The following is a 23,593-nucleotide window of genomic DNA, read 5'->3' as shown; positions in this document are numbered from 1 at the left end:
AGCGCCTTCTGGCTGTCCGTGTAGTAGGTCCGCGTTCGATACTTCATCTGCAACATCCTTCTGCCTACGGCAGTTTTCAGTGTGTTGCATCGACCGGTTGAATCCGCAGCCCAAACCGGCTGTACGCCCTTCCTCCAAAGCAGCCGCTCACCACTCGTTCTAGCCATACCGCTCGCGGACATTGAGATTGGGGTGACCCAAACACACGCAATGGTGTTGATCACGGGCAACGGCGTTCCGGACGTAGTCCTCCCTGTCCGCGCATGCACCGTCAGGCCAACCGCACTTATTGAGACCTTCGTCCGCGGCTCGCCGACATGTCGGCCACATTGCCCCAGGTTCCTACGTTGGACGACTTCAGCAGGGGAGACGCATCGCCTATGGCGGCGAGTTCGTCGGCTGCGGCACACAACGCACTGCCGAATTCGTGCATGCGCTTCGACGTCAGACGCGAGGAGGGACCAGCGATCACGATGGCACCGGTGGCGGGCTTGCCCGCGCGCTGGACAGGAGCAGCCATGGCGCTCATTCCTGGCGCATACGCATCCTGAGTGATACTGAAGCGACGCTTACGGTGTTCCTCCAGGACTTTCAGAAGTGCCTTGATAGAGGTAGGCGCCGCCGGACCATAGTTTTCTGGCCTGCCAAGTCCCTGGCGCGATACATACTGGATAGCGACGTCTTCCGATAGCGTCATGAGCCACGCCTGACCGGCCGCACTGCAGGACAGACGGAGGTCAATGCCGGTGTCTGGGTCATAGATCAGACCGGATTTCGCACCTTGCGCCTTCGCTACCAAGGTGAGCCTCTCGCCGTCCACGATGGCTAATCTAACGAGGTCCTCTGTGATTTGCGCGAGACGGTTGATGACGGGTTGAGCAATGTCGACAACTCCTGACTTGCTCAGATAGCTGAGTCCGATCGACACCAGCTTGGTTGTCAACGCGTATTCGCCTCGTCGAGGCAACTGGCGCACGTAGCCGAAGCGAATCAACTCGCCCAACGTGCGGTGACAGCCGCTTCGGATCTGATTCAACTCCGTCGCGATTTCTGCGAGCGTTGCGCCCTCCGGATAGTTCGCCAGGAATTCGAGGATCGCCAACGACTTCTCTGATGCACCACTCATTTGCGTCTTAGATCTTTCAAAATTTGAACGGTATCATAAATTTGTACGTCATTCTCAAGAAATGGCAGAATCCGCCGCGTATCAAAAGGACGTTACGGCGGATCAATCCGCCGGCCAAGAACATGATCAGTGGCCAAGCCCCGATGTCGCTCTTCAACAATCCGCTCCCGTGCCTGCAACGGTCGGGAGAGTGCCCATGTCGCTGATAGGCAAAGCTGCCCTGGCGATGTGGTGGGATATGTCGGACTCGCACCGCTCGGAGTTCGAGCATTGGCACACGCACGAGCACTTTCCGGAACGCCTCGGCATTCCAGGATTTCGCCGGGTGACGCGCTGGACGAGTGCCGACGGCGATGAGGGAGTCTTCGTGATGTACGAACTGGACGACTACGAAGTGCTCGCATCGCCGGCGTACTTGGCGCGGCTGAATGCGCCCACGCCGTGGTCTGCGCGACTGATGCCGCACCATCGCAACATGGTTCGAAGCCAGTGTCGCGTGCTCGAGAGCGGCGGCATCAACCCCGCACGAAACGCACTCACGATTCGCCTGTCGCCCGCATCGGGCCGAGACCAGGAACTGCGCGCCGCGCTTGGCCGCATGTCCAGACACATTCCATTCGAGCCCGGCTTCGCCGGGCTTCATCTCTTGCGCCACGAGACGCCTTCGATTCCCGCCACTGTGGAGCAGAAGATTCGTGGAAACGCCGACGGGACGGCCGACTGGGTCTTGGTTGTCTGCGGCTATGAAGCGGACGCCTTGCGTGCGCTGGCTGAGCGTGAGCTCAGCAGCGAATCACTGGTCGAGATGGGCGCGGCTCGCGGCGCAGAACGTGGCTTCTACGCATTGTCATGCTCGGCAACGCCGTTCGACATCGCCGATGCCCCGGCATTTACCACCGCTGCGCGTTGACCTTGGCCTGAATCGTTCAAACCACAAAAGGAGACCCTCATGGCATCGAAACTCTTCAAATTGGCAGGCAGTCTCGCACTGCTCGTCGGCAGTGTGCTTGTTCATGCACAGGACATTCAGGAACGGACGATTCGATTCGGGCACCTGAACAACACCGACCACCCGACCAGTTGGGGCGTGAAGAAGTTCGGCGAGCTCGTTGCGGCCAAGAGCGGCGGCAAGATCACGGTCAAGGAATTCGCCAGCAGCCAACTCGGCAACGAACTGCAGCAGCAATCCGCGCTGCAGGGTGGCGTGCAGGAGATGCTCGTAGCGTCCACCACCTCGCTCACCGGCGTCGTCAAGGAATTCGGACTCTTCGACTTCCCCTTCCTTTTCAGCAATGGCCAGCAGGCCGATGCGATGGTCGACGGCGCGCTGGGCAAGATGCTCAGCGCGAAGCTCGCGGACAAGGGCATTGTCATCCTGGGATTCTTCGACCTGGGTTTTCGCAATGTCACCAACAGCAAGCGGCCCATCACAAAGGGCGAAGACCTCGATGGACTGAAGCTCCGCGTCATCCCGAATCCGGTGTTCCTGGAGACCTTCAAGACCTTCAAAGGCAACCCGCTTCCAATGCCCTTTGCGGAGTTGTATAACGCCCTCGAAAGCAAGGCTGTCGATGGCCAGGAGAACCCGTATTCGGTGATCCTGTCGAGCAAGTTCTACGAGGTCCAGAAGTACGTCAGTGGTACCAACCACGTCTATGCGACCAACCCGGTTCAAATCAGCAAGCGCTTCTGGGACAAGCTGTCGCCGGCGGAGCACAAGATCCTGCAGGAAGCCGCCATAGAAGCACAGACCTACCAGCGCACGGCGAGCCGCGAAGCCGCTGGCAAGGCACTGACCGAACTCCAGGCCAAGGGCATGGTGTTCAACGCCGTCGCACCAGCCGAAGTGGCCCGCATGCGCACCGAGGTCCAGCCGATCTACGACAAGTTTTCCGCTTCGTACGATCCGGCCGTGATGACACTGTTCAAGACCGAACTGGAACGAGTCTCCAAGTTCTGATTCTTTCAGGCATTCGACTCGCTCCCTTCTGACCCGAGGTTGCGAACTCAATCCGTGACATCGGAGTGCTCCTCAGTTTTGAGGAGCATTCCGTCAGTCTCTATGGTTCCCCGAGACAGTACTGGTGTGGCATCCTGCAGCCGTGGCAGTATCTGGACCCGAAGCAGCCGTCGCCGACAGCGCGCGCTTCGCCACCATTCGCTGGCAGGGTGACGGAGGTGTGGAATGCACTTGATCTCACATTGGTGACCTTGTGTGCTGCGCTAGCTAGCGCGACCTCCTATGGCCAACCACGGTCGCTTCCTGAGTCCGCTGTCACGCCCGAGGAGTTGCGCTGGATCGCACCGCCGGCTGGCCTGCCCTACGCCCTTGTGGTGGGAGACCCAACTACCGCAGGCGTCTACGTGGGACGAGGTCGACTCGAAGCAGGCCTGCGAGTCGAGCCGCATTCGCATCCCGACAATCGCGTTGTGACCGTCTTGTCTGGCACGGTGCTCGTTGGATACGGAGAGGTGTTCGATGAGAACAAGATGAAGGTGTTGCCGGCTGGAAGCACCTGGACGGAGCCGGCGAATCAGCCCCACTATGCATGGGCAAAGGACGGGGAGGTCGTTGTCCAGGTGGTGGGAAACGGCCCCTCAGGAACCCATCTGGTTCGGAAGCGCTAAGTGCGCGCTACGCTTTCGTCTCCGGGTTATGACTTCGGGGAATTGGAGCGTTCAGGCGCGGATATGCAGGGGCGCGAATGACTTCACCAAGTCGTCCAACGCCTTCATTTGCGCAAGGAAAGGCTCCAATTGATCCAGCGGCAGGGCGCTGGGGCCATCGCATTTGGCCTGCGCCGGGTCGGGGTGAGCTTCAAGAAAGAGGCCGGCCAAGCCCACCGCTAGGCCGGCACGCGCGAGTTCAACCACTTGCTCGCGTCGCCCGCCAGAGACTGCGGCGTTCGCTTCGCGTTGCTGGAGGGCGTGGGTAACGTCGAAGATGACGGGCAGGTTCCCTGTGACCTTCTTCATGGCACCGAAGCCAAGCATGTCCACCACCAGGTTGTCGTAGCCGAAACAGGTTCCGCGGTCGCACAGAATGACGGGGGAGTTCCCCGCCTCTCTGATTTTTTCGACGATGTTGAGCACTTGCGGAGGGCTCAGGAACTGGGGCTTCTTGACGTTGATGACCTTGCCCGTCCTGGCAAGAGCGACGACCAAATCAGTCTGGCGGGCGAGAAACGCAGGCAGCTGTAGAACGTCTACCACTTCGGCGACGGGATTCGCCTGCCATGACTCGTGCACGTCGGTGAGGACGGGAACGCCGAACTCTGCCTTGACGGCCTCGAAGATTTTCAGGCCCTCTTCCAAACCGGGGCCTCGGAAGGAATGGATAGACGAGCGATTCGCCTTATCGAAACTTGCCTTAAAGACGTATGGGATGCCAAGCTTCCGCGTGACCCGGACGTATTCCTCCGCAGCACGCAGGGCCATGTCCTTCGACTCGAGTACGTTCACGCCGCCGAACAGGACAAAGCCATCGCTATTGCTGACGTTGATTGCGGGGGTGATGGCGACGGTCGTCAAGAAGAGTTCTCCGATAGTGTTGCTCGCATTCTCGTGCTCCGGTCGGCCAAAAAGCCAGGCCTTTGGCCACCGATGCGTACAGTCGGCTAGGAGCAGTATCTCTCGGTACGCGTCAGAATTCGGCTACGAACGGTCATTCACGGTGCCGCCCCGCGCTCCGAAAGCAGCCGGTCCAGTCGACCGAGCAGGTATTCGTCGACAAGCGCCAGTCCAGCGGACCGCCCAACTCGCAGGAGACTCGCATGGGACTTCTAACCTTCAGCCTCAACGTCACCCTGGACGGCTGCGTCGACCACCAGGAGGGAATCGCCGACGACGAGACGCACGCCTTCTTCACCCGCCTCATGGACGAGGGTGGGGCGATGCTGTGGGGCCGCGCCACCTACGAGATGATGGAGAGCTACTGGCCGGCGGTCGCCCGCGGCGATGTGGAGGCGCCGCCGTCGCTGCGCGAATGGGCGGCCAAGCTGGAGATCAAGCCGAAGTACGTCGTGTCGTCGACGCGAACAGACTTCCCGTGGACCAACAGCCACCGCATCACCGGCGACTTGCGCTCTGGCGTGCAAATGCTCAAGGACGCGACCCCGGCCGGCGTGCTCCTCGGTAGCGGCAAGCTCGCGGCCGAGCTGGACCGGCTGGACCTGATCGACGAGTACAAGTTCCTCGTTCACCCCAGGATCGCCGGCCACGGCCCGACCCTGTACCAGAGCGGGCTGCCCAACACGCGATGGCTTGAGCTGGTCTCGGCGAAGCCGCTCAGCAACGGCGTGGTCGCAATGCATTACCGGCGCGCGCGCGGCTAATCATCGGTTGCAGCGGACGGTCCGCTGCGCCGCCGCTGAACAGGAGCGTTGAACGACTGCTTCCGGGAAGCGCCCAGCGCCCTCTATGGGGCCCAAAGCGGAAGTTCGTCTCACCTGGCAGCGACCGTTCGAATCGAATCTATTCCAGCAGTTCGCGGCAGTCCAAGTCGTCGACAGCCATGCAGGCGCGTTCGAAGTTGTTCCACCATATGACCGGAGGAATGCCGTTTGCGTGCTGCCAGATCGGTGCCGCGATCAGCCAAAGTGCTGACAGCCGATAGTCATCCTGCAATGCGCGCCGGTCGTAGCCTTGCACGCCACGCACCAGGAGTTCGTCATGAAACCCGTCGAGGAGGCGCGACTCGAATCGCCGACGCATATCGGGATACCACTGCTGGGCCATCATGCAAGCAAGGTCGTCGGAACCGGTGTTCACCTGCCAAGCATCCCAATCGAACAATCTGCCGCCGTCTTTCGCGCCATCCTTCGGCAAGAAGCAGTTCCAAACATGCGCGTCGCCTTGAATGATCGTCATGTCGCGCCGCGACAGGTTTCGTTGAGCCAAGCGCGGCGCGGAGTCAAACAGTCGTTCGTAGAGGGAGCGCCGCTCGAGCGACAACCGATCGCCCATCTCGTCTGCGAATCGCGAGAAATGGGCGACCATCGCCTTTGTTGCCTCTTCATGAGCACGAGCATCCTGCCACGAACCGATAGTCACGCCGAGACGAGGATCGTTCCAAAACGCGGCTTGACAGCGGGCCCGTGTTCGAACGATGGCCTCGCACTGGGCGAAGTCAGGCGGCACTGGCCAGCGTGTCGCGACGAAGTGTGAATCGGTCAGGTCTTCCAGCAGCAAGTGCCAAATCCCGGTGTCGCCGTCCCAAGAAGCGGCGAAGCACCTTGGGACAATGCCGGAAGGCATCGAGGGCGCAACATCTTGGTAGAAAGCGACCTCGTGCTTGCCGCCGGCCCACGGTCCCCCACGGCCGGCTTTGAGAATCACGGTGGCAGGCGCATTGGGCACTGTGTCCGTGTAGGTGAGGCGCAACCTGAAGATGTGTGACAACACCGTCGCAAACGACGCTTCTGTGGAGACCGCGGTGATGCTTTTTCCGTCAAGCACCCCCGCTCTGCGAAGCATTTCTTCGAGGCTTGCGGGCTTGGCAAACTCGGGAAGAGAAAGATGCGTCATCTGGGCGTTTTTTCGACGGCAATAGATTGTGCCGTTTCAACCTCAGCTCCTGGCCGTATCCCGTCCCCGGACAGGCACCGGGTGGCTTGCAGCCGCTGCGACGCAGACCAGACGTAGGGTAGGGAGGCAGTCCGCTGCAACAAGACGCGTTGCCGGAGCCCCTTCGTTCAGGAACTGATGACCTGCGGATCTCCGCTCGAACCCAGCCGCTGGCGCACCTGCTGTGCCAGTGAGCCGAAGATTTTTCCTGTCAGGCTGGGTTCGTCGCGGCCGAAGACGATGCGGTCGCAGCCGTAGTCGCGAGCGGCCATCGCGATCGTCTCGGCACTGCGACCCACCAGCACGGTGCTGGCGTAGGGCACCCCTGCCAGGTCGAGCAGCTTCTGCGCGTACTGCAGGTCCTCGGCGCCTGCGCTGAGCTGCAGGTCGAGCAGCTCACGCTTGTCGAAGAGCATCGCCACATGACCCGAGACCAGGGGTTGCACGCGCAGCAGCCGAATGCTCACCCGATCGCTCCGGCGCATGCGCAGGACCTGCTCGATGGCAGAGCGCGTCCGGGCCGGCTGATCCGGCTCGATGGGTACCAGGATGCGCGTCATGTGGACACCGTCAGACGGCGGGTTGCTTCTGCGTCGCCTGTTGCAGTTGTTCGCGACGCTGGTCGCGGCGACCGCTCAGCCACTTGCCGATCGCGACCACGAGAACGGCACCGAGAGCAGGGACCACCGTGTGGAGCGCGTGGCGATCGGCGACCCAGCCGGCGATGGCCGGGTCCGAGACTGCCATTTCGCCGGCGACCCACCCGAGCAGGGCTGCGCCGAGCACGATGATGATGGGGAAGCGATCCATCAGCTTCAGGATCAGGGTGCTGCCGAAGATGATGAGGGGAATGCTGATCACGAGACCGAACACGAGCAGCGGGACATTGCCCTTGGCCGCAGCGGCGACGCCGACCACGTTGTCCAGGCTCATGACCAGATCCGCCAGCACGATGGTCTTGATCGCAGCAGCCAGACCGGCGTGGCCTTCGAGGCCATGTTCCTCGTCCTCGGATTGCAGCAGGCCGATGCCGATCCAGAACAGCAGCGCCGCGCCCACCAGCTTGAGGTACGGCAGGGTCAGCAGGTAGACGGCAAAGAAGGTCAACACCACGCGCAGCACGATCGCACCGACGCTGCCGAACACGATCGCCTTCTTCTGCTGGGCGGGCGGCAGCGAGCGGGATGCCATCGCGATGACGACGGCGTTGTCACCACTCAGGACGATATTGATCAGGATGATCTGCGACAGCGCGATCCAGAAATCAGGACTCGACATAAACGACACGGTGTCTCCTTGGGAAAAAGATTCGGAACCACAGCGGTTCCGTCCTTGTCGAGCGTAGAGACCTGTCCTGTCACCTTGCTGCCGGGATGCTGACAGCCGGATATCCGCAAGCTGTCAGAAAGCTTACAGAGCGCTGCCGAGCCGGTCAGGTAGCGCGCAGGGGAAAGAAGACGCTGAAGGTGTTGCCGACGCCGTCGACGTCTTCCTCCAGCGTGATGCGCGCTCCATGCAGCGTGGCGATCTCGCTCACGATGGCGAGTCCCAGCCCGCTGCCATCCTCCTGCGTACCGAGGATGCGGTGGAAGCGCTCGAAGATGCGGGCGCGCTCCTCCACGGGGATGCGGGGGCTGTCGTCGCTGATGGCCAGGCGACATTGGCCTTCGTCTATCTGCGCCGCCTGCACAGTCACCCGTCCGCCCGACTCGCTGTAGCGGATCGCGTTGTCGATCAGGTTGTTGACCAGTTCGCGCAGGCGGTCGCTGTCGGCATCGATCATCAGCGGATGCTCGGCGCCTTCGAAGCCGAGGTCGATGTTGCGTTTGATCGCGTGCGGCGCCCAGTCCATGCTCACCTCCAGGGCGTGGGCATTCAGGTCCAGCGGCTGCAGCTGGATGGAGTCGAGCGCGCCGGGCTCGTTGCGGGCGAGCGCCAGCAGTTGGCGCACCAGCCTCGACAACCGGTCGGCGCTGATGTAGAGCTGTGCGAGCGAGTGGCGCACGCGCTGTGGATCGTTCTCCCGCAGCGCCAGCTCGATCTGCGCCTTCAGGCCGCTGACCGGTGTCTTCAACTGGTGAGCCGCGTCGGCCACGAAGCGGTTCTGGAAATCGAAGGTGCGCGCAAGTCGGGCCATCAACTCGTTGACGTCGTCCACCAGCGGGCGGACCTCTCCCGGAACGTCGTGGGTGTCGATGGGACTCAGGTCCAGGTGCGAGCGGTCCGACACGGCACGCCTCAGCCGCTGGAGCGGCTCGAGCCCGCGCGAGACCCCGAACCACACCACCGCCGTCGCCATGATGATCAGGAGCAACTGTGGCAGCACCACGTTGGCGACCATCTCCCAGGTCAGGCGCGCGCGCTTGTTGAGCGTTTCGGCCACCTGCACCAGCACCTGCGGAGGCCCCGCGTCCGGGCCGATGGGCAACCAGGCGACCATCATCCGCACCGGCTCCCCGCGCACCGTGTCACCGTAGAAGTTTGGTCTGCCGGCCCTCCCGATGCGCGGCGCAGGCAACTGCACGTCGCCCCCCAGGACGGCGCCGCTCTCGTCGACGACCCGGTAGAAGAGCTGGTCCTCCTGGTCCACGAACAGGATGTTGGCGGCAGCCTCCGAGAGTTCGAGCCGCGGCTGCGCCTGGTCGAGCTTCACGTGCAGTGCGATCTCGCGTCCGATCTCGTGGAGCGCGCGGTCATAGGCGAGGTTGGCGAACCGCAGCGAGTTCCAGTAGGCGGCTGCGGAATCCAGCACCAGCAGCACGGCCAGCGGCCCAAGCAGCCACGCCAGCAGCTTGCGCTGCAGCCGGGGCTCAGACCTCCGCATCGCTGCTGTCGATCAGGTAGCCCATGCCACGCACCGTGCGGATCTCGCAACCGAGCGGTTCCAGTTTCTTGCGCAGGCGGTAGACGTTGACTTCGATCGCGTTGTCGCCGACCTCGTCGCCCCAACCGTAGAGGTGATTGACCATCTGCTCCTTGCTCACTACGCGTCCCGCGCGCATCAGCAGCAGCTCCAGCAGGGCGAGTTCGCGCGGCGACAGGTCCAGCGGCCGCTTGTCGTGGAATACGCGGCGGCCCACCGTGTCGAAGCGAAGCAGCCCGTGTTCGAGGTAGGGCGTGGACTGGGTACTGCGGCGCAGCAGTGCCCGCACCCGGGCTTCAAGCTCCGGAAGGTCGAATGGCTTGGCGAGGTAATCGTCGGCACCCAGATCGAGCCCGCGGACACGGTCCGCCAGGGTGTCGAAGGCGGTGAGCATCAGCACCGGCATGGTGGACTTGCGCGTCCGCAGCCGCATCAGCACGTCCAGTCCGCTCAGGCCTGGCAAGCCAATGTCCAGGATGGCCAGGTCATGGTTGCCGAGGGCGAGGGCATGGTCGGCTTCCTCGCCGGTGGTGACGACGTCGACCGCATGGGCGGACTGCACCAGCGCGCGCGAAAGCGCGTCCGCCAGCACCCGGTCATCCTCGACGAGCAATATCCGCATGGGTCTCCTGGCTGCGTGTTTCGGGGCGATGCTAACCGCAAGTCACCCGTGTGCCTCGCGTGCTAGCGCCCCTGGCTCAGCCGAAACGCTCCATGGACGGTCAGGTATTCGCAGCCTTTCTGGTCCGTCGCCACGAGGCCGTGCGAGCTCAGGCGATCGGACGGCGCGCATGCTTCAGCGGGGGCGGTGCTCCCTCCGGCAAGGCGTTGCAGCTTCTCCCACTGCGCATCGTTGAGCCGCAGCTTCCCGACCTTGGCAAGCCCTGCGCTTGCCGGTCTCCGATTCGCCGCCATCGATGCGCAGCCCGGTCAGACGATCGCGCCGAACAGCCGAAGAAGCGACACGGCGAACACGATCATGATGGTCGCGATGAGCGCGACCTTGACCCACACGCGCTCCTCGCGCCTCGGGGCTGGATCGCGGATTGGGACGGACGATGAACTTCGGATCTCGCGCTCTGGCTTCTCGGTCCACCAGCCCAGATTGGTGTCGGGATTGTCTTTCATGCCCCGATTCTTCCGGGGTTATGTAATACTTTGGTATGTCATTTGACATGCTGTGGGTGGCGGGCCGTCAAGACGTGATTTTCTTCACGGCCGGCCTTCGCGGCATGTGCGCTTCCCCCGCCGACTCGCAGTTCTTCCTGCAAGGGGCGCAATCGCCTTGCATGGCCTCGCGCGGCCTTGCTTGCTCCTAGGATGGAAGGAGGTCGCCAGAAGCGCCAGCCCGGTGACCTTCGGCGTGTATCCGTGAGACGAAGAAGAACAACGCAAGTCCCCCAAGGGTCAGCGCAAACCCGGCCCACGCTGCCGACAGCAGGCCGTGCCCATGCGCGATCGTCTGACCGCCAGCCCAGGCGCCGATGGCGTTCGCCACATTGAGCGCAGCCAGATTCATCGCGCCCATCAGCGTCGGTGCGTCAGGCGCCGCCCGGGTGAGGCGCACCTGGATCGTCGGGATGGCGACCATCATCGTTCCACCTACCAAGGCCAAGCTCGTCATCAGGATCCACGCGTTTCCGCCGCCGGCCGCCAGCAACGCCAACGCAAGGAGGGCGCTGCCGAACCCGGCGATCAAGCCTCGTGACGGATACCGGTCCGCCATCCATCCTCCGACGACATTGCCCGCGGTCATGCCAACACCGAAAAGGCCCAGTGCGATCGGAATCCATGCTTGCGACAGCGATGCCTCGTCGGTGACGAAGTGTCCGATGAATGTGTAGACGGCGAAGATGCTGGACACGCCGAGCGCCGCCACAGCTACCGTCGCCCAGACGGCCGGCCGGTTCAATGACCTGAGTTCCTGCAGCACAGGACCTCCGTTCAGGGCGCTGGATCGCGGCACCCACATCCAGAGCGCCAGGAACGCCACCACGCCAAACGCCGAAACGGCCAGGTAGGCATTTCGCCAGCCGAGGTTCTGGCCCAGGAGCGTGGCGAGGGGCGAGCCCACGATGGTGGCCACCGTCAAGCCCGTCATCACCAAAGCGAAGGCGCGCCCGCCTTGGCCCGGCCCGACGATGTAGGAAGCGACCACAGCGCCGGCACCGAAGTAGGCGCCTTGCGGAATTCCGCTCACGAAGCGCGCGAGCGCGAACATGCCCAACCCCGTGGCGATGGCCGACATGACATTGCCAAGAACGAAGATCGCCATCAGGACCAACAGCAGGTGCTTGCGGTTCAGTTTCGCGGCCAGGATGGTCACGGCAGGACCTCCGAGCACGACGCCAAAGGCATACGCCTCGATGGCATGCGTGGCGGTGGAAATATCCAGATCCAGGCTGACGGCGAACAGCTGAAGAATGCCCATGCTTGCAAACTCGGACGTCCCGATGCAGAAGGTGCCGAGTGCAAGTGCCAGCAAGGTCAGCGTGCGACGCTTCGATTGCTGTGTGTCGGAGCAATGCGTCTCCACCGATGCGCACTGCGGTTCATAGGCTTCGTTCAGCATGTCTTGTTGTCCTGGGGAGTGGCCCGCGCAGGGTCAGATGCCGTGAGGCAGGGGCGCTTCGGTTTGCACCAGACCGGCTTGTCGCAGCTCGCGCCAGAAGTCTTCTGGCACCACCGCTTCAAGCGCGGCGCGGTCCTCCGCAATGCGACCCGGCCGGCTGGCCCCGGGGATGACTGCGGCTACCGCAGGGTGCGCCAGGGCGAACTGCAGCCCGGCCGCCTTCATGGTCACGTCGTGGCGATTCGCGATGGCCTTGATGGTCTGCACCTTGGCCAGGATCTCCTGCGTGGCAGGCGCGTATTCGAAGTTCGGTCCGCCGACCAGCGCGCCCGAGCTGTACGGGCCGCCGACGACGATGCCAAGGCCGCGATCCGCCACCTGCGGCATCACGCGCTGCAGTGCCCGCGAGTGGTCCAGCAGCGTGTAGCGGCCGGCGAGCAGGAAGCCATCCGGACGAGGCCCTTCAAGACCCAGCAGCAGCTCGATCGGTTCCACGCGGTTCACGCCCAGGCCCCATGCACGAATCACACCTTCGTCGCGCAGACGGTCCAGCGCCTTGAAAGCGCCCTTGCGCGCTGTCTCGAACACACCGAGCCACTCGTCACCGTAGAAGTCCTGCGCGACGTCATGCACCCAGGCAATGTCGATGCGGTCTGTCTTCAGTCGCTTCAGGCTGTCTTCGATCGAGCGCAGCGTCGCGTCTTCCGAATAGTCGTTCACGATCCGGTTGGCGCGGCCATGCCTGAAAACATCGCCTTTCTCGCCGAGGTCGCGCGCGTTGACGTCTTCCACCTCGTCGAGGATCAGTCGACCGACTTTGGTGCTGATGACGAACTCGTCACGATTCCGGACCGCCAGCGCCTCACCCAGTCGGGCTTCCGCCAGGCCCGCGCCGTAGAACGGCGCGGTGTCGAAGAAGCGGATGCCGTCGTTCCATGCGGCGTCCACGGTGGCCCGCGCTTCCTCCTCGGGAATCGCGCGAAACATGTTGCCCAGAGGGGCCGTGCCGAATCCCAGCTGGCCGGGAAGAAGGGTCTTCAATTTCATGGTGATCTCCTGTGAATGACTGAATGATGGGCATGCCCAAGAAATTGATCCAATGTATTTCCTCCATTTCAGATTTATCGCTGACAATATTTCTGGATGCGATACGACCTGAACCTCTTGCCCATCTTCGTGGCCCTGCTGGAAGAGCGCAGCGTGACCCGCGCGGCGGATCGCCTGGGCATGACCCAATCGGCGCTCTCCAACGCGTTGACGCGTCTGCGCACGGTGCTGCAGGACCCGCTGTTCATCCGGGAGCGCTACGGGATGCGGCCGACGCCCAAGGCTGAAGCGCTGGCACCTGCGCTGACATCGGCACTGGCTGCGCTGGACACTGTCGTGCTTGGCCAGCAGGCCTTCGACCCGTCCCGCGCCGACCAACTGATCACGATCGCGCCGAACAGCTACGTGGAATTCGTGTTCGTTCCGGCTCTGACGGCGCGGCTGCGCGCGCAGGCTCCGGGCATTCGCCTGCGCACATTGCCCTTCGGCGTCGACATCGCCGCGACCGGGGTCAGCTCAGGAACCACGGCGATGGTGCTCGGCCGCATCACCGATGCGCCGGACAACCTGGTCGTGCAGCACATTGCGGATGACGGCCTGGCCTGCGTGGTGCGCGCCGACCATCCGAAAGTCGGCAAGAAAATCACCAAGGCGCAGTACGAGCGGATGAAGCATGTGAACCTGCTGCCGGCGGGAGGGCGGTTGCGCGCAGGGCTCTTCCAGGCGCTGGAGAGGGGAGGGCTCAAGCGGGACGTGGCGGTGACGGTCACCCACTTCATGTCGATCCCGGAGATCGTGGCTGCCACGGACTACTGTGCGACGCTGCCCAAGCTGATTTGCCGGCGCCTGGCCGACGACGCGAGGTTGAAGGTGTTGCCTGCGCCGGTGGACCTGGGTACTTTTCCGATGCAGATGGCTTGGCACGTGCGCTATCGGCACGATCCTGCGCATGTCTGGCTGCGCAACCTCGTCGCGGAGGTGGCAGCATCTTTGTGAGCGAAACCCTCCGTTGATCCGAGCGTCCGTGTCCGATGCCCGAAGCGCATCGATGGGACCCGGCCATCGGCGGGCGGGTTTGGCGACCTCGAGCCCCTTCACCGATGATGCGAAGAATTCGGACTAGCCTCGCTGCCGAGTCACCGCATGCCTAGGCCCGCGGCGAAGCTTCAGTGAGCGAATGTCAGCATCTCGCTCGGCGACACACCGTACCCATTGCGATAGGCGCCGATGACGAGGCCACCGCGGACGGTGTCACGGGGACTTGCCGTGATGAACTTGTTCTCGGCGGCCCGGTAGACGACGACGGTGCTGCTCAGGCTCCTGCTCAGAATGCGAGCCACGCTGGTTGCTTGGCTAGACGTCGGGTACGTGTTCATACTTTTTGCCTCGTTGATGAGAGCGATAGTAATGCGAAGGTTTGCAAATGTAAGCATCGCGTTGCAAATATGTCCGGTGGCGTGCATTTTTCGCAACATTCGAGGTTGCGAAGTGCGGCCAAGACCAGTCGCTCCACCCGGAGACCAGTCGCGGCACGATGCCGCGACATCCTCCACGACCAAATGGCGCTAAGAGGGCGAGATGAATGGGTGACCTCGTAGGTGCTTGGTCTCGAGGCGTTGAGGTCGTCCTCGCCCTGGTCTGGCGCAGGATGGCTTCGTCAGAATAGATGGGTGCTGCAAGCAAAGTCGCTGAACGGTCATCTGCCGACATTCAGCGCTGCCACAGATGGCTGCATGCATCACTCTGCTGCGCCGTCGGCCGCGATAGATTCAGTCAAGGCCTCGCGCATCCAGCGGTGCCCGCTGTGGCCATGATTGCGCTCATGCCACAGCATGCTCACCTCGAAGCCCGCCACCGGGAACGGGCACTCGACGATCTGTAGCTGACTCACTCGATCGCGCACCAATCGTTGCGGCACCAGCGCCACGAAATCCGACCGCATCACGATGCCGGGCAGCAACAGGAACGACGATGCCGACAACACCACCTTGCGCCTGAGCCCGAGCCCCGCGAGTGTGGTGTCCACTGGCGTGACGAAATCGCCGCCTCGCAGCGACACGATGACATGCTCCAGCGCAGCGAACTGTTCGACGGTGATGCGCCTGCGCAGCTTCGGGTGGCCGCGCCGGCCAATCAATACATAGCGCTCATCGAACAGGTGTCGCGCTCTGAGGCTGGACACTGCGGCGTTCGGCGTCATCAACGCCATGTCCACGTCGCCGCTCGCCATCTGTTTCCCCAACAGCGCCGGGTCGAGGCTGCGCAGCGCCACGCGCACGCCGGGCGCCTGCTCGCGCAGTCGAATGATCAACGGCTGCACCACGGCGGACTGAAGGTAGTCGGTGCAGGCGATGACCACCGTGATGCGTGCACGTCCGGGGTCGAACTGGCGATGCGTGGCCACCGCCGTACGCACTTGATCCAGCGCCTGCCGCAGCGGCTCCAAAAGTTCCAGCGCCTTGGTCGTGGGCGTCATGCCGCGTTGCGCGGGAATCAGCAGCGGGTCATCGAACATGGCGCGCAGGCGGCCGAGTTGCGCGCTCACGGCGGGTTGGCTCAGGTGCAGACGATCAGCGGCCTTTGTCACGTTTTGCTCCGCGAGAAGCGCTTCAAGGGTGACCAGCAGGTTGAGATCGAGTCGCTTGGTATTCATCAAACGGATAGTAGGACAGCACATTGGAAATTTCACAGATGACCAAGCCGAGTCGAGACTGGCCGTTCATCTACTCACTTGACAGTCCGCGCGGCGCGCGGGCTAAAGAACCCCGCATGTTCCTCACTTCACCCAAGCCCCTGATCACCGTGGCCGGCGCGTCCAGCAAGCAGGGCCGCAGCGTGGCCACATCCTTGCTGGCCAGCGGCCGCTACCGCGTGCGCGCGCTCACCCGTCAGACGGACAGCGCCGTGATGCGGCAACTGGCCGAGCGCGGCGCCGAGATCGTCGTCGCTCCGCTGGAAGCAGGCCGACACCCCGAACTTGTCGCGGCCATGCGCGGCTCGCATGGGGCCTTTCTCATGACGCCGCCGACACTTCCGGTGGCGCCTCCCGGCCAGCCGGAGCTGGCGTTGGGTCGCGAACTGGCCAACGCGGCGCACGCCGCAGGGGTACAGCATGTCGTGTGGAGCGGCTTGGAGAACGTGGCAGCTCGCACCGGCGGCACGAAGTGGGCACCGCATTTCACCGAGAAGGCACTCGTGGAAGCGCACATTCGTACGCTGCCGCTGCACAGCTCGTTTATCTACCTCGCGTTCTTCTACAGCAACTTCCTGGAGTATTACGTGCCCCGGCGCGCACGCGATGGAAGCTTGACGTTCGCCATCTACCTGCCGCCAGACACACCCATGCCGTTCGTCGACCCGCTAACTGCGACCGGACCCGCGGTGCTGGAGATCTTCGATCATCCAGAGCGATACCACGGCAAGAGCCTGCCCGTGGTCGGTGAGGTCCTGACCGCGCGGCAGATGGTCGACACCTTCGTTCGCGTGTCGGGACATAAGGCGGCCTACGCATCCGCCTACACACGCGAGGAACTTCTGTCCCACTTCCCCTCCTTTGGTTCAAATGAACTGCTCGTGCGCGAGTTGGTCGGCATGGTGGAGTACGCAGTCGAGTTTGGCTACTACGCGCCCGAACGGGACGTGGCATGGAGCCGTCAAGTCGACCCCAGTGCGCTCACCTGGAAGGAGTTTCTTCAACGCAACGCCTGGGAAGGCGAGTTGTTGAGCTTTGGGGTTCCGCTCACGGCTATGCCTTCGTGCAATGGGGTAGTCACGGACTGAGCCTTCCGTAGTCATGGCAGCTCCCCGCATCCAGCTCTGGATACTGCCGGCAACAGTGGGGGCGAGCGCACCAGGCTCGATGCGCGTTCTAAGTCGTTCCTGCGCGGACGCTGAAATGGAAAGTCGGCTTCGGAGCAATTTGTACAGCCGATATGACACGAAGCGGTCTTGCGTTCTGAACGTCTGCTTTCGCGGGGGGCCGGGTCCGCAACAGGCCCACTGCAGTCTCCTACGAGCCCAACAGGGAATGACAGGTCACTGGCCGCAAGCGGTACTTGCCTAGAGGTCGGCATCCGCTGCAGTCCCGCGGCTCAGTTCGCTGCAAAGGACTCGTGCTCATCTGCAGACTGGTGTGTCTTCACTTGGGCGATGGCGGACCGTCAGGTGCCTTCAAATGCGCTGCCTCTGTGCTCGAGCCGCATCCACGAAGAAGCGCTCTTCGATGTGCGAAACGATGCCAACTTGCGGGTCTGGCACCACTGCGCTCTCCATTGATTGGTGCCGGCCCAACAACAGTGCGAGTCCTCCGTGGGACCTACCGGTCGCAGGAGAACGACCCTACTGTGGAGGTCCACTCTCACATTGAAGGCCTTCATGGACTCGCATCACCCCGCACGGAAGAACGTGGGCATCAATCGTTACAGCGCGAAGGTCAATGGCATTCGCCTGCACTATGCAACTGCTGGTGAAAGCGACCCCGTCCTTCTTTGGCACGGTCTCCCTGGCACTTCGAATTCGTGGCGAAAGTCATTCCGCTTCTTGCCAGAGAACACCATCGTGACATCACCCACCGCAACCATTCGCAATTGCAGATGCAGTCCCCGCTCGGCCATTTTGACCCTCACACTTTAAGAGAAGAACATCATGTGGAAGAAATCGCTGTTGGTTGGTTTTTCGCTCATCCCCATGGCCGCGCTTGCTGGGCAGGCAGCGGGCGCAGGGGCAGGAACCATGGTCTCGGCCGATGCAATGCAATGGCAGGAGATAGAACCCGGTTCGCCGATGAAAATTACCATTCTCTGGGGGGATCGCAACAAAGGCGAGTACGCGATGCTGCTGAAGATGCCGGCTGGGTTTGTTGCGCCGATTCATGCGCATACAGGTGACTACCACGGCACGAACTTGATCGGCACCTGGCGTCATTCTTTCGAGGGCGGCGAGGAACGAACGCTCCCGCCTGGATCCTATGTGTTTCAGCCCGGAATGGAAATGCACGGTGACGCTTGCGCGGGTCCCGAGGACTGCATTCTGTTCGTGCACCAGCATGTGAAGGGCGATGTCATCCCGAAGCGGTAGGACCTCGGCTTCATCTCGTTTGATGCGGAGCGCCCAAGAAGCCGATCAAGGAGGCGGCCTGCGCGGTAGGTAATAGCACTTTCAGTTCGCCAGCATTTTCAATATCCATTTGAAAGTCATTCGTCGTGGAGTCTATTTTCAATAGTTGATTGAGAACATACGATTCGGGCCTCTCAACCAGGAATCTCCATGACAACGACGACCGAAATCCAGAAGACCCACGTCTTCGCATCGATCACCCGCGATACGGCACTCGCGCTCATTGAAGCGGCGCGAGCAGCCTCACGTGACATCGGCATCGAGGTGGCCGTCGCAGTCACTGACGCCGCAGGCCACCTCAAGGCCTTTGAGCGGTCGGACCAAGCCTTCTTCCTGGCGGCGGACGTGGCCATCGACAAGGCATGGACCGCAGCCTCTTTTGGCTTGGCCACGCACGTGTGGAACTCGATCCTGACCGACAGCAAGGTCTCGCAACTCGCGCACCGTCCCCGCATGGTCGCGGTGGGTGGGGGGTGCCCGATCGTGCTCGGCGGCAAGGTCGTCGGCGCGATCGGTATCTCTGGCGGCAACGCGCAACAGGACCAACAAGCCGCCGAAATCGCGCTCAAGTCCCTGGGCTTCGAGGTTCAGGGTTAGATGAACGCCGCGAAGCGAAGCTCCGCGGGAGATGCCCGCGGCGGGAGGATGATTCGCGTATTTCCGCCGCAGCGACAGGTCCCAGCGCATGAGGGCGCGACACCGAAATCAGCGAAGGAAGCGGCGAATGCAAATCCCGAACGGCGACTTGCGGGCGGCGCTCGCCAAGGTGTGTCAGGGTTCCGGAGCGAAAGCGACGGAGCAGCGGGCTGATGTTGCGTCTGTCTGTACGAGAAGGCCGTGCACTTCCCGGCCAAGTGACTTCTGGCGGTCGGCGAACCGCTATTCCGCCACGATCCCCGCCGTCTTGATGATCTGGCCCCAACGATGAAGTTCCGACAGCTGGAACTTGGCCAGCTCGTCAGGCGTCGACAGTGCGACTTCCATTCCCGCTTGCTCGGCTGCATGTCGAACGGCCGGCGCTTTCATGGCGCTCTGCATCAGCGCATTCAGTCGAGCGACGACAGGGGCCGGCGTACCGGCAGGCGCATAGACCGCATTCCAATAGCCGAATTCGTATCCCGGCAGCGACTCGGCGATGGCCGGAACGCCTTGCACCAAGGGGAGCCGTTGTGGACTGGTCACTCCGAGTGCGCGCAGTTTTCCTGCCTTGACCTGCGGTAGGGTCGTTGCGAGGTCTGCGATCATGAGATCGGTCTGTCCCGCGACAAGGTCCATCACCGCCGGCGGGTTGGCCTTGTAGGGCACGTAGTTGAACCTGCTCCCCGTCATCTGCTGGAACAGTTCAGTGGCCACCTGCGCGGACGAACTACCCGAACCGTAGTTGAGCTTGCCCGGAACGGTCTTCGCCAGCGCGACCAACTCCGCCACGCTGTTTGCCTTGACTTTCGGATTCACCACGAGCAGTTGATAGCCCTTGGTCAGCAACGAAACCGGCGCGAAGTCCTTGATGGGGTCGTGGGAGAGCTTCTTCTGCAGGTGAGGATTCGCAGACTGGGTCGTGTTCGTCGTCATGAAGAGCGTGTAGCCGTCAGGCTGCGCACGCGCTGCGAACTGGGCTGCGATACCGCCGAAGGCGCCTGCCCGGTTGTCGACGATGACGGCCTGGCCGGTCTCCTTGGTCACTTCGAGGGCAACAGCCCGTGCGAGAGCGTCGGTGGCGCTTCCGGGGCTGGAGCCCACGACGATGGTGATGGGGCGCGCCGGGAATTCCTGGGCAGCCGCACTGCCGCACAGCGAAAGGATGGTGGTCAGCACGAGCAGAGATCGCCGATTCATGGATTGTCCTGGATAGTTATGGGAAAGCTTCGAACTTCGATGCCGCGCGTCGTTGGCGCGGTGCCATTCGGCACCGCCGCTGCAAGACGGATGAGTCGGCGCCAGATCAGCGCAGCAGGTTCCACTTCGACATCAGCGCGTCGAGCTGCTGACGCTGGCCGTCGCTCAAGGGCCAGGCAGAGGGCGCCCGGGTCGCGCCGCAATCGTTGCCCATCATCTGCAGTGCGGTCTTCACCACGGTCACGTTGGTCCCGTTGTTTTCCTGAGCGCGAAGGTCTTCGAACGGCAGCATCTCGCCGATCAGCCGCATGGCCTGCACGTACTCGGCCGCCTCCAGTGCGTCGTAGATCGCGACAGACCGTTCAGGCAGTACGTTGATGAGGCCCGACGTGAAGCCGCGAGCGCCGACCGCATAGAAGGGGGGCGCCCAGACTTCGGCGAGACCGCCCACCCATGCCAGTCCTCGGTCGGCGGTGCGACGCATGGCCTCGGCGAGGACAAGGGGCGTCGGCGACGCCCACTTCACGCCGATGATCTCCGGAATGCGGCACAGCTCTTCGATGGCGGCGAGGCCGATGTTGTCATTTCGGAGGTAGAGCACCATCGGCAGGCCATCGGCGGCCTCGGCGATCTTTCGGAGGTATGTCACCACGCCCCGCGGGGCCACAAAGGGATCGGGTGGCTGATGGACCATCAAGGCGTCGGCACCGGCCTTGCGCGAAGCCCGAGCCAGAGCACAGGCTTCGTGGATGCTGCGCCCCACGCCGGCCAGAAGGGGCGAGCGTCCGGCAACGTACTCTGCCGCTGCATTCACCATCTGCTCTGCCTCATGATGCTGCAGGCCGTAGAACTCACTGGTGTTGCCATTGGCGACCAGCACATGAACTCCCGCCTTGAGCGCGCGATCCACCACGACCTTGAGTGGTGCCACCGACACGGCGTCGTTTGCGTCGAAGGGCGACACGAGGATGCCCGAGATGCCGTTGAGTGCCGCGCGCAGCTCGGGACCATGGAATGAACTCATCTTGTTGTCAACGAATGAAGGTCGAGGAAACGGCTACTCTAGAAGGCGCCTCGAACGGCGTCCAATCCAACTACCGGATCCTGCAATCCAAGAATTGAATCGTGTTCCAGCTCACCCAACTCCGCTGTTTCGTGGCCGTCGCTACCGAACTGCACTTCGGCCGTGCCGCCGCGTCCCTCAACATGACCCAGCCGCCTCTGACGCGGCAGATCCAGTTGCTTGAGCATGAAGTGGGAGTTCGCCTGCTCGAACGTACAGGTGGAAACGTCCGGTTGACGCCGGCAGGCGCCGTGTTCCTGGCCGAAGCGGAGGACATCCTGCGCCGCAGTCAAGCGGCCACACTGGCCGCGCGTCGCGCAATGCGTGCCGATGCAGGAAGCGTCACGATGGGCTTCATCCCTGCCGCAAGCTTCACGCTGCTGCCGCAGTTGCTGGCTGCGGTTCAGGCGCAACTGCCGGACGTGCAGGTCGTTCTCCGCGAGATGCAGACGGTCGAACAGATCGAGGCGATCGGTACCGATCGCATCGAACTGGGCATCGTGCGGCCGTTCGCTCCGCGCGCCTTTACCGAATCAGTCGCGATCTTTCGCGAACCCTTCGTGCTCGCCATGCCGGCACAGCACAAGCTGGTCGACCAAGCCTCCTTACCCTTGTCCGCGCTGGACGGAGAGGCCTTCATCGAATTCTGCCCTTCGGAATCGCGCTACCTCTACGAGCTGGTCGCAGGACGGTTGCGCGCCCAGGGCGTCGCGCCGGAGACGGTTCAGACCCTTAGCCACACGCATTCGATCCTGTCCCTCGTGGATGCGGGAGTTGGGGTGGCGCTCGTGCCCCGGTCTGCGCAGAGGCTACGGTATGCCGGGGTGGAATTCAGGTCGCTGCAGGAGGCCGACAGCTTCGATGTGGAACTTCACCTGGTCTGGCGCCGCGGTGGTCGGCGGGGTGTCATGCATACCTTGCGCGGATTGATTCAGCAGGCTTTTCCAATACCAACAAGGCAGTAGCCGCTGCATCCAAAGATTTTGGACGGCTTCAGTCGCATGGCTGAAACCGCTTGCACTCCGCCACGGCATGGATTGACGTCAGCGTGTTCTCGCCATCGAGGTGCTTCGAGGTGAACTTGACCCATGAACCTTCAGGAATATCGGCTACCAGCGAGCGGTCGGGCAGCCTGAAGGTCTGCGTTGCGAAGGGAATCTTGGACCGGGGCAGCAGCTTCAATCGCACGTAGAGCTTCCCACCAGGTGCTTCGAACAGGGACGTCAGTCGCGCTCGCGTGTATATCGGGACGGGGTCGTTGGCTTGCGCGGCGACCCCGCTCGCCCCGATGACACTCATCGCGACCGCGATGCCTCTGCACAACGCACTCAACATCGTCGGCTCCTTGGGGTACTGGTCGGCCCCTGACCCGCGCATTCTGCATTGCTGCTCACCGTCCGGAGTTGGCCGACTGCAGTCTGACAAGAGGGCGCTTCAGACTCGGACCACCACACAGCGTCACCTTGCACTAGTGGGAGCTGACGTAGGCGCCTTGCGGCAGCGGTGGCAAAGCAAAGGCGTTCTTGATGCGGTCGACCTCCGCTTGCGGCGGGAGCCCGAACAGGCGCTTGAATTCCCGGCTGAATTGCGAGGGACTCTCGTAGCCCACGGCAGCCGCGGCGGCGGCGGCCGTCATGCCCCGTCGCATCATCAGGAGTCGCCCCTGATGCAGCCGAATGGACTTCAGGTATTGCATCGGCGATGAGCAGGTCACGGTCTTGAAATGGTTGTGAAAGGCGGCCGGACCCAGTCCTGCTTCGCCGGCGAGCATCGCCACGGTCAGTGGGCTTCGGTGGTCGCGGTGAATACGCTGGATGGCGCGGCCTATTTGGCCGAAGCGCCCACGCGCTGCAAGCGCGGCTCGCAGCGTATCGCCCTGCTCACCGGTCAATACGCGGAAGTAGATTTCACGCAAGATGGATGGGCCGAGCACCTCGGTTTCCAGCGGACTGCGCATGGCCTGCAGAAGGCGAATGACAGCGTCGGCCAGGCCGTCGTCCATCGGCGAGGACACCAGGCTCGACGCACGCACCGGTTTTGCAAAGGGCTCCTGGGCGTCAACCCGCATGGCAATTTCGGTCGCCAGTTGCAGGTCCAGCCGCAGGTAGATCGCCAGCAAGGGGCGTTCAGCACTGGCTTCCGTCTGCATGACGAACGGGACGGGTACCGCCACCGCCAGGACGTGCTGTTCGTCGTAGACAAACTCCTGGTCGCCCAGCCAACCGCGCTTGCGGCCTTGGCAGACGATGACGATGCCCGGCTCGTACAGCACCGGCGTGATTCCCAACGGTCGGTTGCTGCGCAGCCAGCGAACGCCGGGCAGGGGACTCAAGGTATAGCCCTCGTCTCGAGCCAGGCTGGACAGCAGCCCGGTCATCTGGCGCCTGGAAGAGGAATTCATCGGGG

25 protein-coding genes are annotated in these 23,593 nt (G+C 62.9%); 9 read left to right on the top strand and 16 right to left on the bottom strand.

Translation table 11 applies throughout. The features are described 5' to 3' along the window. Positions 1-286: 286 nt before the first annotated feature. A complete protein-coding gene (locus QTH90_RS29990) occupies positions 287-1,102 on the bottom strand; it encodes an IclR family transcriptional regulator (RefSeq protein ID WP_353506651.1) in 816 nt (271 codons plus the stop codon). An 85-nt stretch (positions 1,103-1,187) separates the two neighbouring features. Between QTH90_RS29990 and QTH90_RS29985 the strand changes: the two genes are divergently transcribed. The 3 genes from QTH90_RS29985 to QTH90_RS31590 all read left to right on the top strand — a co-directional run bounded on the left by QTH90_RS29985 (position 1,188) and on the right by QTH90_RS31590 (position 3,754). Beyond that, positions 1,188-2,036, top strand: a complete 849-nt coding sequence (locus QTH90_RS29985; RefSeq protein ID WP_286668227.1) for a hypothetical protein — start codon at positions 1,188-1,190, stop codon at positions 2,034-2,036. Between the two features lie 39 nt (positions 2,037-2,075). After that, entirely contained in the window at positions 2,076-3,086 is a 1,011-nt protein-coding gene (locus tag QTH90_RS29980; RefSeq protein WP_286668226.1) for a TRAP transporter substrate-binding protein, read from the top strand. Positions 3,087-3,151: 65 nt separating this feature from the next. Continuing rightward, positions 3,152-3,754, top strand: coding sequence for a cupin domain-containing protein (locus QTH90_RS31590; RefSeq protein WP_353506650.1), 603 nt, complete (start codon positions 3,152-3,154; stop codon positions 3,752-3,754). Positions 3,755-3,805: 51 nt separating this feature from the next. Here the strand turns inward: QTH90_RS31590 and kdsA are convergent, their stop codons facing one another. Continuing rightward, positions 3,806-4,657 (bottom strand): 3-deoxy-8-phosphooctulonate synthase, encoded by an 852-nt coding sequence (kdsA, locus tag QTH90_RS29975; RefSeq protein WP_286668225.1) that lies wholly within the window; start codon positions 4,655-4,657, stop codon positions 3,806-3,808. A 242-nt stretch (positions 4,658-4,899) separates the two neighbouring features. Here kdsA and QTH90_RS29970 point away from each other — a divergent pair, with 242 nt between their 5' ends. Further along, positions 4,900-5,460 carry a dihydrofolate reductase family protein gene (locus tag QTH90_RS29970; protein ID WP_286668224.1) on the top strand — a complete coding sequence of 187 codons (561 nt, stop codon included), beginning with the start codon at positions 4,900-4,902 and terminating at the stop codon, positions 5,458-5,460. 139 nt (positions 5,461-5,599) lie between these two features. Here the strand turns inward: QTH90_RS29970 and QTH90_RS29965 are convergent, their stop codons facing one another. From QTH90_RS29965 to QTH90_RS29930, 8 genes are all read right to left on the bottom strand, one after another. Next, positions 5,600-6,652, bottom strand: a complete 1,053-nt coding sequence (locus tag QTH90_RS29965; RefSeq protein WP_286668223.1) for a protein kinase family protein — start codon at positions 6,650-6,652, stop codon at positions 5,600-5,602. A gap of 167 nt (positions 6,653-6,819) precedes the next feature. Then, the gene (locus QTH90_RS29960; protein WP_286668222.1) at positions 6,820-7,251 is read right to left on the bottom strand and encodes a universal stress protein; all 432 of its coding nucleotides are present in this window, start codon (positions 7,249-7,251) and stop codon (positions 6,820-6,822) included. Positions 7,252-7,261: 10 nt separating this feature from the next. Continuing rightward, complete coding sequence (locus QTH90_RS29955; RefSeq protein WP_286668221.1) at positions 7,262-7,978, bottom strand: TerC family protein; 717 nt, start codon at positions 7,976-7,978, stop codon at positions 7,262-7,264. A 145-nt stretch (positions 7,979-8,123) separates the two neighbouring features. Further along, the gene (locus QTH90_RS29950; RefSeq protein ID WP_286668220.1) at positions 8,124-9,515 is read right to left on the bottom strand and encodes a sensor histidine kinase; all 1,392 of its coding nucleotides are present in this window, start codon (positions 9,513-9,515) and stop codon (positions 8,124-8,126) included. Then, positions 9,502-10,176 carry a response regulator transcription factor gene (locus QTH90_RS29945; protein ID WP_286668219.1) on the bottom strand — a complete coding sequence of 225 codons (675 nt, stop codon included), beginning with the start codon at positions 10,174-10,176 and terminating at the stop codon, positions 9,502-9,504. The genes QTH90_RS29950 and QTH90_RS29945 overlap by 14 nt, the downstream gene beginning before the upstream one ends. A 308-nt stretch (positions 10,177-10,484) precedes the next feature. Further along, positions 10,485-10,682, bottom strand: coding sequence for a hypothetical protein (locus QTH90_RS29940; protein ID WP_286668218.1), 198 nt, complete (start codon positions 10,680-10,682; stop codon positions 10,485-10,487). A 187-nt stretch (positions 10,683-10,869) separates the two neighbouring features. Next, a complete protein-coding gene (locus tag QTH90_RS29935; protein WP_286668217.1) occupies positions 10,870-12,126 on the bottom strand; it encodes an MFS transporter in 1,257 nt (418 codons plus the stop codon). 33 nt (positions 12,127-12,159) lie between these two features. Further along, on the bottom strand, positions 12,160-13,173 hold the full coding sequence (locus tag QTH90_RS29930) for an aldo/keto reductase (protein WP_286668216.1): 1,014 nt from the start codon (positions 13,171-13,173) through the stop codon (positions 12,160-12,162). 96 nt (positions 13,174-13,269) lie between these two features. Between QTH90_RS29930 and QTH90_RS29925 the strand changes: the two genes are divergently transcribed. Beyond that, positions 13,270-14,169, top strand: a complete 900-nt coding sequence (locus tag QTH90_RS29925; protein ID WP_286668215.1) for a LysR family transcriptional regulator — start codon at positions 13,270-13,272, stop codon at positions 14,167-14,169. Between the two features lie 170 nt (positions 14,170-14,339). Here the strand turns inward: QTH90_RS29925 and QTH90_RS29920 are convergent, their stop codons facing one another. Together QTH90_RS29920 and QTH90_RS29915 are read right to left on the bottom strand one after the other, a co-directional pair. Beyond that, positions 14,340-14,513 (bottom strand): hypothetical protein, encoded by a 174-nt coding sequence (locus QTH90_RS29920; RefSeq protein WP_286668214.1) that lies wholly within the window; start codon positions 14,511-14,513, stop codon positions 14,340-14,342. Positions 14,514-14,911: 398 nt separating this feature from the next. After that, positions 14,912-15,826 carry a LysR family transcriptional regulator gene (locus QTH90_RS29915; protein WP_444814781.1) on the bottom strand — a complete coding sequence of 305 codons (915 nt, stop codon included), beginning with the start codon at positions 15,824-15,826 and terminating at the stop codon, positions 14,912-14,914. A gap of 38 nt (positions 15,827-15,864) precedes the next feature. Between QTH90_RS29915 and QTH90_RS29910 the strand changes: the two genes are divergently transcribed. From QTH90_RS29910 to QTH90_RS29900, 3 genes are all read left to right on the top strand, one after another. Further along, a complete protein-coding gene (locus QTH90_RS29910; RefSeq protein WP_286668212.1) occupies positions 15,865-16,953 on the top strand; it encodes an NmrA/HSCARG family protein in 1,089 nt (362 codons plus the stop codon). Positions 16,954-17,817: 864 nt separating this feature from the next. Further along, positions 17,818-18,249, top strand: coding sequence for a cupin domain-containing protein (locus tag QTH90_RS29905; protein ID WP_286668211.1), 432 nt, complete (start codon positions 17,818-17,820; stop codon positions 18,247-18,249). Positions 18,250-18,438: 189 nt separating this feature from the next. After that, positions 18,439-18,885, top strand: coding sequence for a GlcG/HbpS family heme-binding protein (locus QTH90_RS29900; RefSeq protein ID WP_286668210.1), 447 nt, complete (start codon positions 18,439-18,441; stop codon positions 18,883-18,885). Positions 18,886-19,167: 282 nt separating this feature from the next. On the opposite strand, the gene QTH90_RS29895 is transcribed toward QTH90_RS29900, so the two are convergent. Both QTH90_RS29895 and QTH90_RS29890 read right to left on the bottom strand, forming a co-directional pair. Then, complete coding sequence (locus tag QTH90_RS29895; protein WP_286668209.1) at positions 19,168-20,124, bottom strand: Bug family tripartite tricarboxylate transporter substrate binding protein; 957 nt, start codon at positions 20,122-20,124, stop codon at positions 19,168-19,170. A gap of 106 nt (positions 20,125-20,230) precedes the next feature. Beyond that, entirely contained in the window at positions 20,231-21,148 is a 918-nt protein-coding gene (locus QTH90_RS29890; RefSeq protein WP_286668208.1) for a dihydrodipicolinate synthase family protein, read from the bottom strand. A 101-nt stretch (positions 21,149-21,249) separates the two neighbouring features. Between QTH90_RS29890 and QTH90_RS29885 the strand changes: the two genes are divergently transcribed. Further along, positions 21,250-22,152 (top strand): LysR family transcriptional regulator, encoded by a 903-nt coding sequence (locus QTH90_RS29885; RefSeq protein ID WP_286668207.1) that lies wholly within the window; start codon positions 21,250-21,252, stop codon positions 22,150-22,152. 28 nt (positions 22,153-22,180) lie between these two features. Here QTH90_RS29885 and QTH90_RS29880 read toward each other — a convergent pair whose 3' ends face one another. Together QTH90_RS29880 and QTH90_RS29875 are read right to left on the bottom strand one after the other, a co-directional pair. After that, a complete protein-coding gene (locus QTH90_RS29880; RefSeq protein WP_286668206.1) occupies positions 22,181-22,522 on the bottom strand; it encodes a hypothetical protein in 342 nt (113 codons plus the stop codon). A 133-nt stretch (positions 22,523-22,655) separates the two neighbouring features. Continuing rightward, positions 22,656-23,564 (bottom strand): AraC family transcriptional regulator, encoded by a 909-nt coding sequence (locus QTH90_RS29875; RefSeq protein ID WP_286668205.1) that lies wholly within the window; start codon positions 23,562-23,564, stop codon positions 22,656-22,658. Positions 23,565-23,593 lie beyond the last annotated feature (29 nt).

Source organism: Variovorax flavidus (assembly GCF_030317145.1).
Classification (GTDB): domain Bacteria; phylum Pseudomonadota; class Gammaproteobacteria; order Burkholderiales; family Burkholderiaceae_C; genus Variovorax; species Variovorax flavidus.
Note: the sequence above shows the minus strand (reverse complement) of the source record. Positions and strands in the feature narration are given on the sequence as shown.

Bases quoted from the DNA above. Each gene is read 5' to 3' on its own strand.
- QTH90_RS29950 (WP_286668220.1), bottom strand. From the start codon at position 9,515: ATGCGGAGGTCTGAGCCCCGGCTGCAGCGCAAGCTGCTGGCGTGGCTG.
- QTH90_RS29960 (WP_286668222.1), bottom strand. From the start codon at position 7,251: ATGACGCGCATCCTGGTACCCATCGAGCCGGATCAGCCGGCCCGGACG.
- QTH90_RS29985 (WP_286668227.1), top strand. From the start codon at position 1,188: ATGGCAGAATCCGCCGCGTATCAAAAGGACGTTACGGCGGATCAATCC.
- QTH90_RS29965 (WP_286668223.1), bottom strand. From the start codon at position 6,652: ATGACGCATCTTTCTCTTCCCGAGTTTGCCAAGCCCGCAAGCCTCGAA.
- QTH90_RS29940 (WP_286668218.1), bottom strand. From the start codon at position 10,682: ATGAAAGACAATCCCGACACCAATCTGGGCTGGTGGACCGAGAAGCCA.
- QTH90_RS29910 (WP_286668212.1), top strand. From the start codon at position 15,865: ATGACCAAGCCGAGTCGAGACTGGCCGTTCATCTACTCACTTGACAGT.
- QTH90_RS29905 (WP_286668211.1), top strand. From the start codon at position 17,818: ATGTGGAAGAAATCGCTGTTGGTTGGTTTTTCGCTCATCCCCATGGCC.
- QTH90_RS29945 (WP_286668219.1), bottom strand. From the start codon at position 10,176: ATGCGGATATTGCTCGTCGAGGATGACCGGGTGCTGGCGGACGCGCTT.
- QTH90_RS29980 (WP_286668226.1), top strand. From the start codon at position 2,076: ATGGCATCGAAACTCTTCAAATTGGCAGGCAGTCTCGCACTGCTCGTC.
- QTH90_RS29880 (WP_286668206.1), bottom strand. From the start codon at position 22,522: ATGTTGAGTGCGTTGTGCAGAGGCATCGCGGTCGCGATGAGTGTCATC.
- QTH90_RS29890 (WP_286668208.1), bottom strand. From the start codon at position 21,148: ATGAGTTCATTCCATGGTCCCGAGCTGCGCGCGGCACTCAACGGCATC.
- QTH90_RS29875 (WP_286668205.1), bottom strand. From the start codon at position 23,564: ATGACCGGGCTGCTGTCCAGCCTGGCTCGAGACGAGGGCTATACCTTG.
- QTH90_RS29970 (WP_286668224.1), top strand. From the start codon at position 4,900: ATGGGACTTCTAACCTTCAGCCTCAACGTCACCCTGGACGGCTGCGTC.
- QTH90_RS29925 (WP_286668215.1), top strand. From the start codon at position 13,270: ATGCGATACGACCTGAACCTCTTGCCCATCTTCGTGGCCCTGCTGGAA.
- QTH90_RS29900 (WP_286668210.1), top strand. From the start codon at position 18,439: ATGACAACGACGACCGAAATCCAGAAGACCCACGTCTTCGCATCGATC.
- QTH90_RS29930 (WP_286668216.1), bottom strand. From the start codon at position 13,173: ATGAAATTGAAGACCCTTCTTCCCGGCCAGCTGGGATTCGGCACGGCC.
- QTH90_RS29895 (WP_286668209.1), bottom strand. From the start codon at position 20,124: ATGAATCGGCGATCTCTGCTCGTGCTGACCACCATCCTTTCGCTGTGC.
- QTH90_RS29935 (WP_286668217.1), bottom strand. From the start codon at position 12,126: ATGCTGAACGAAGCCTATGAACCGCAGTGCGCATCGGTGGAGACGCAT.
- QTH90_RS29915 (WP_444814781.1), bottom strand. From the start codon at position 15,826: ATGAATACCAAGCGACTCGATCTCAACCTGCTGGTCACCCTTGAAGCG.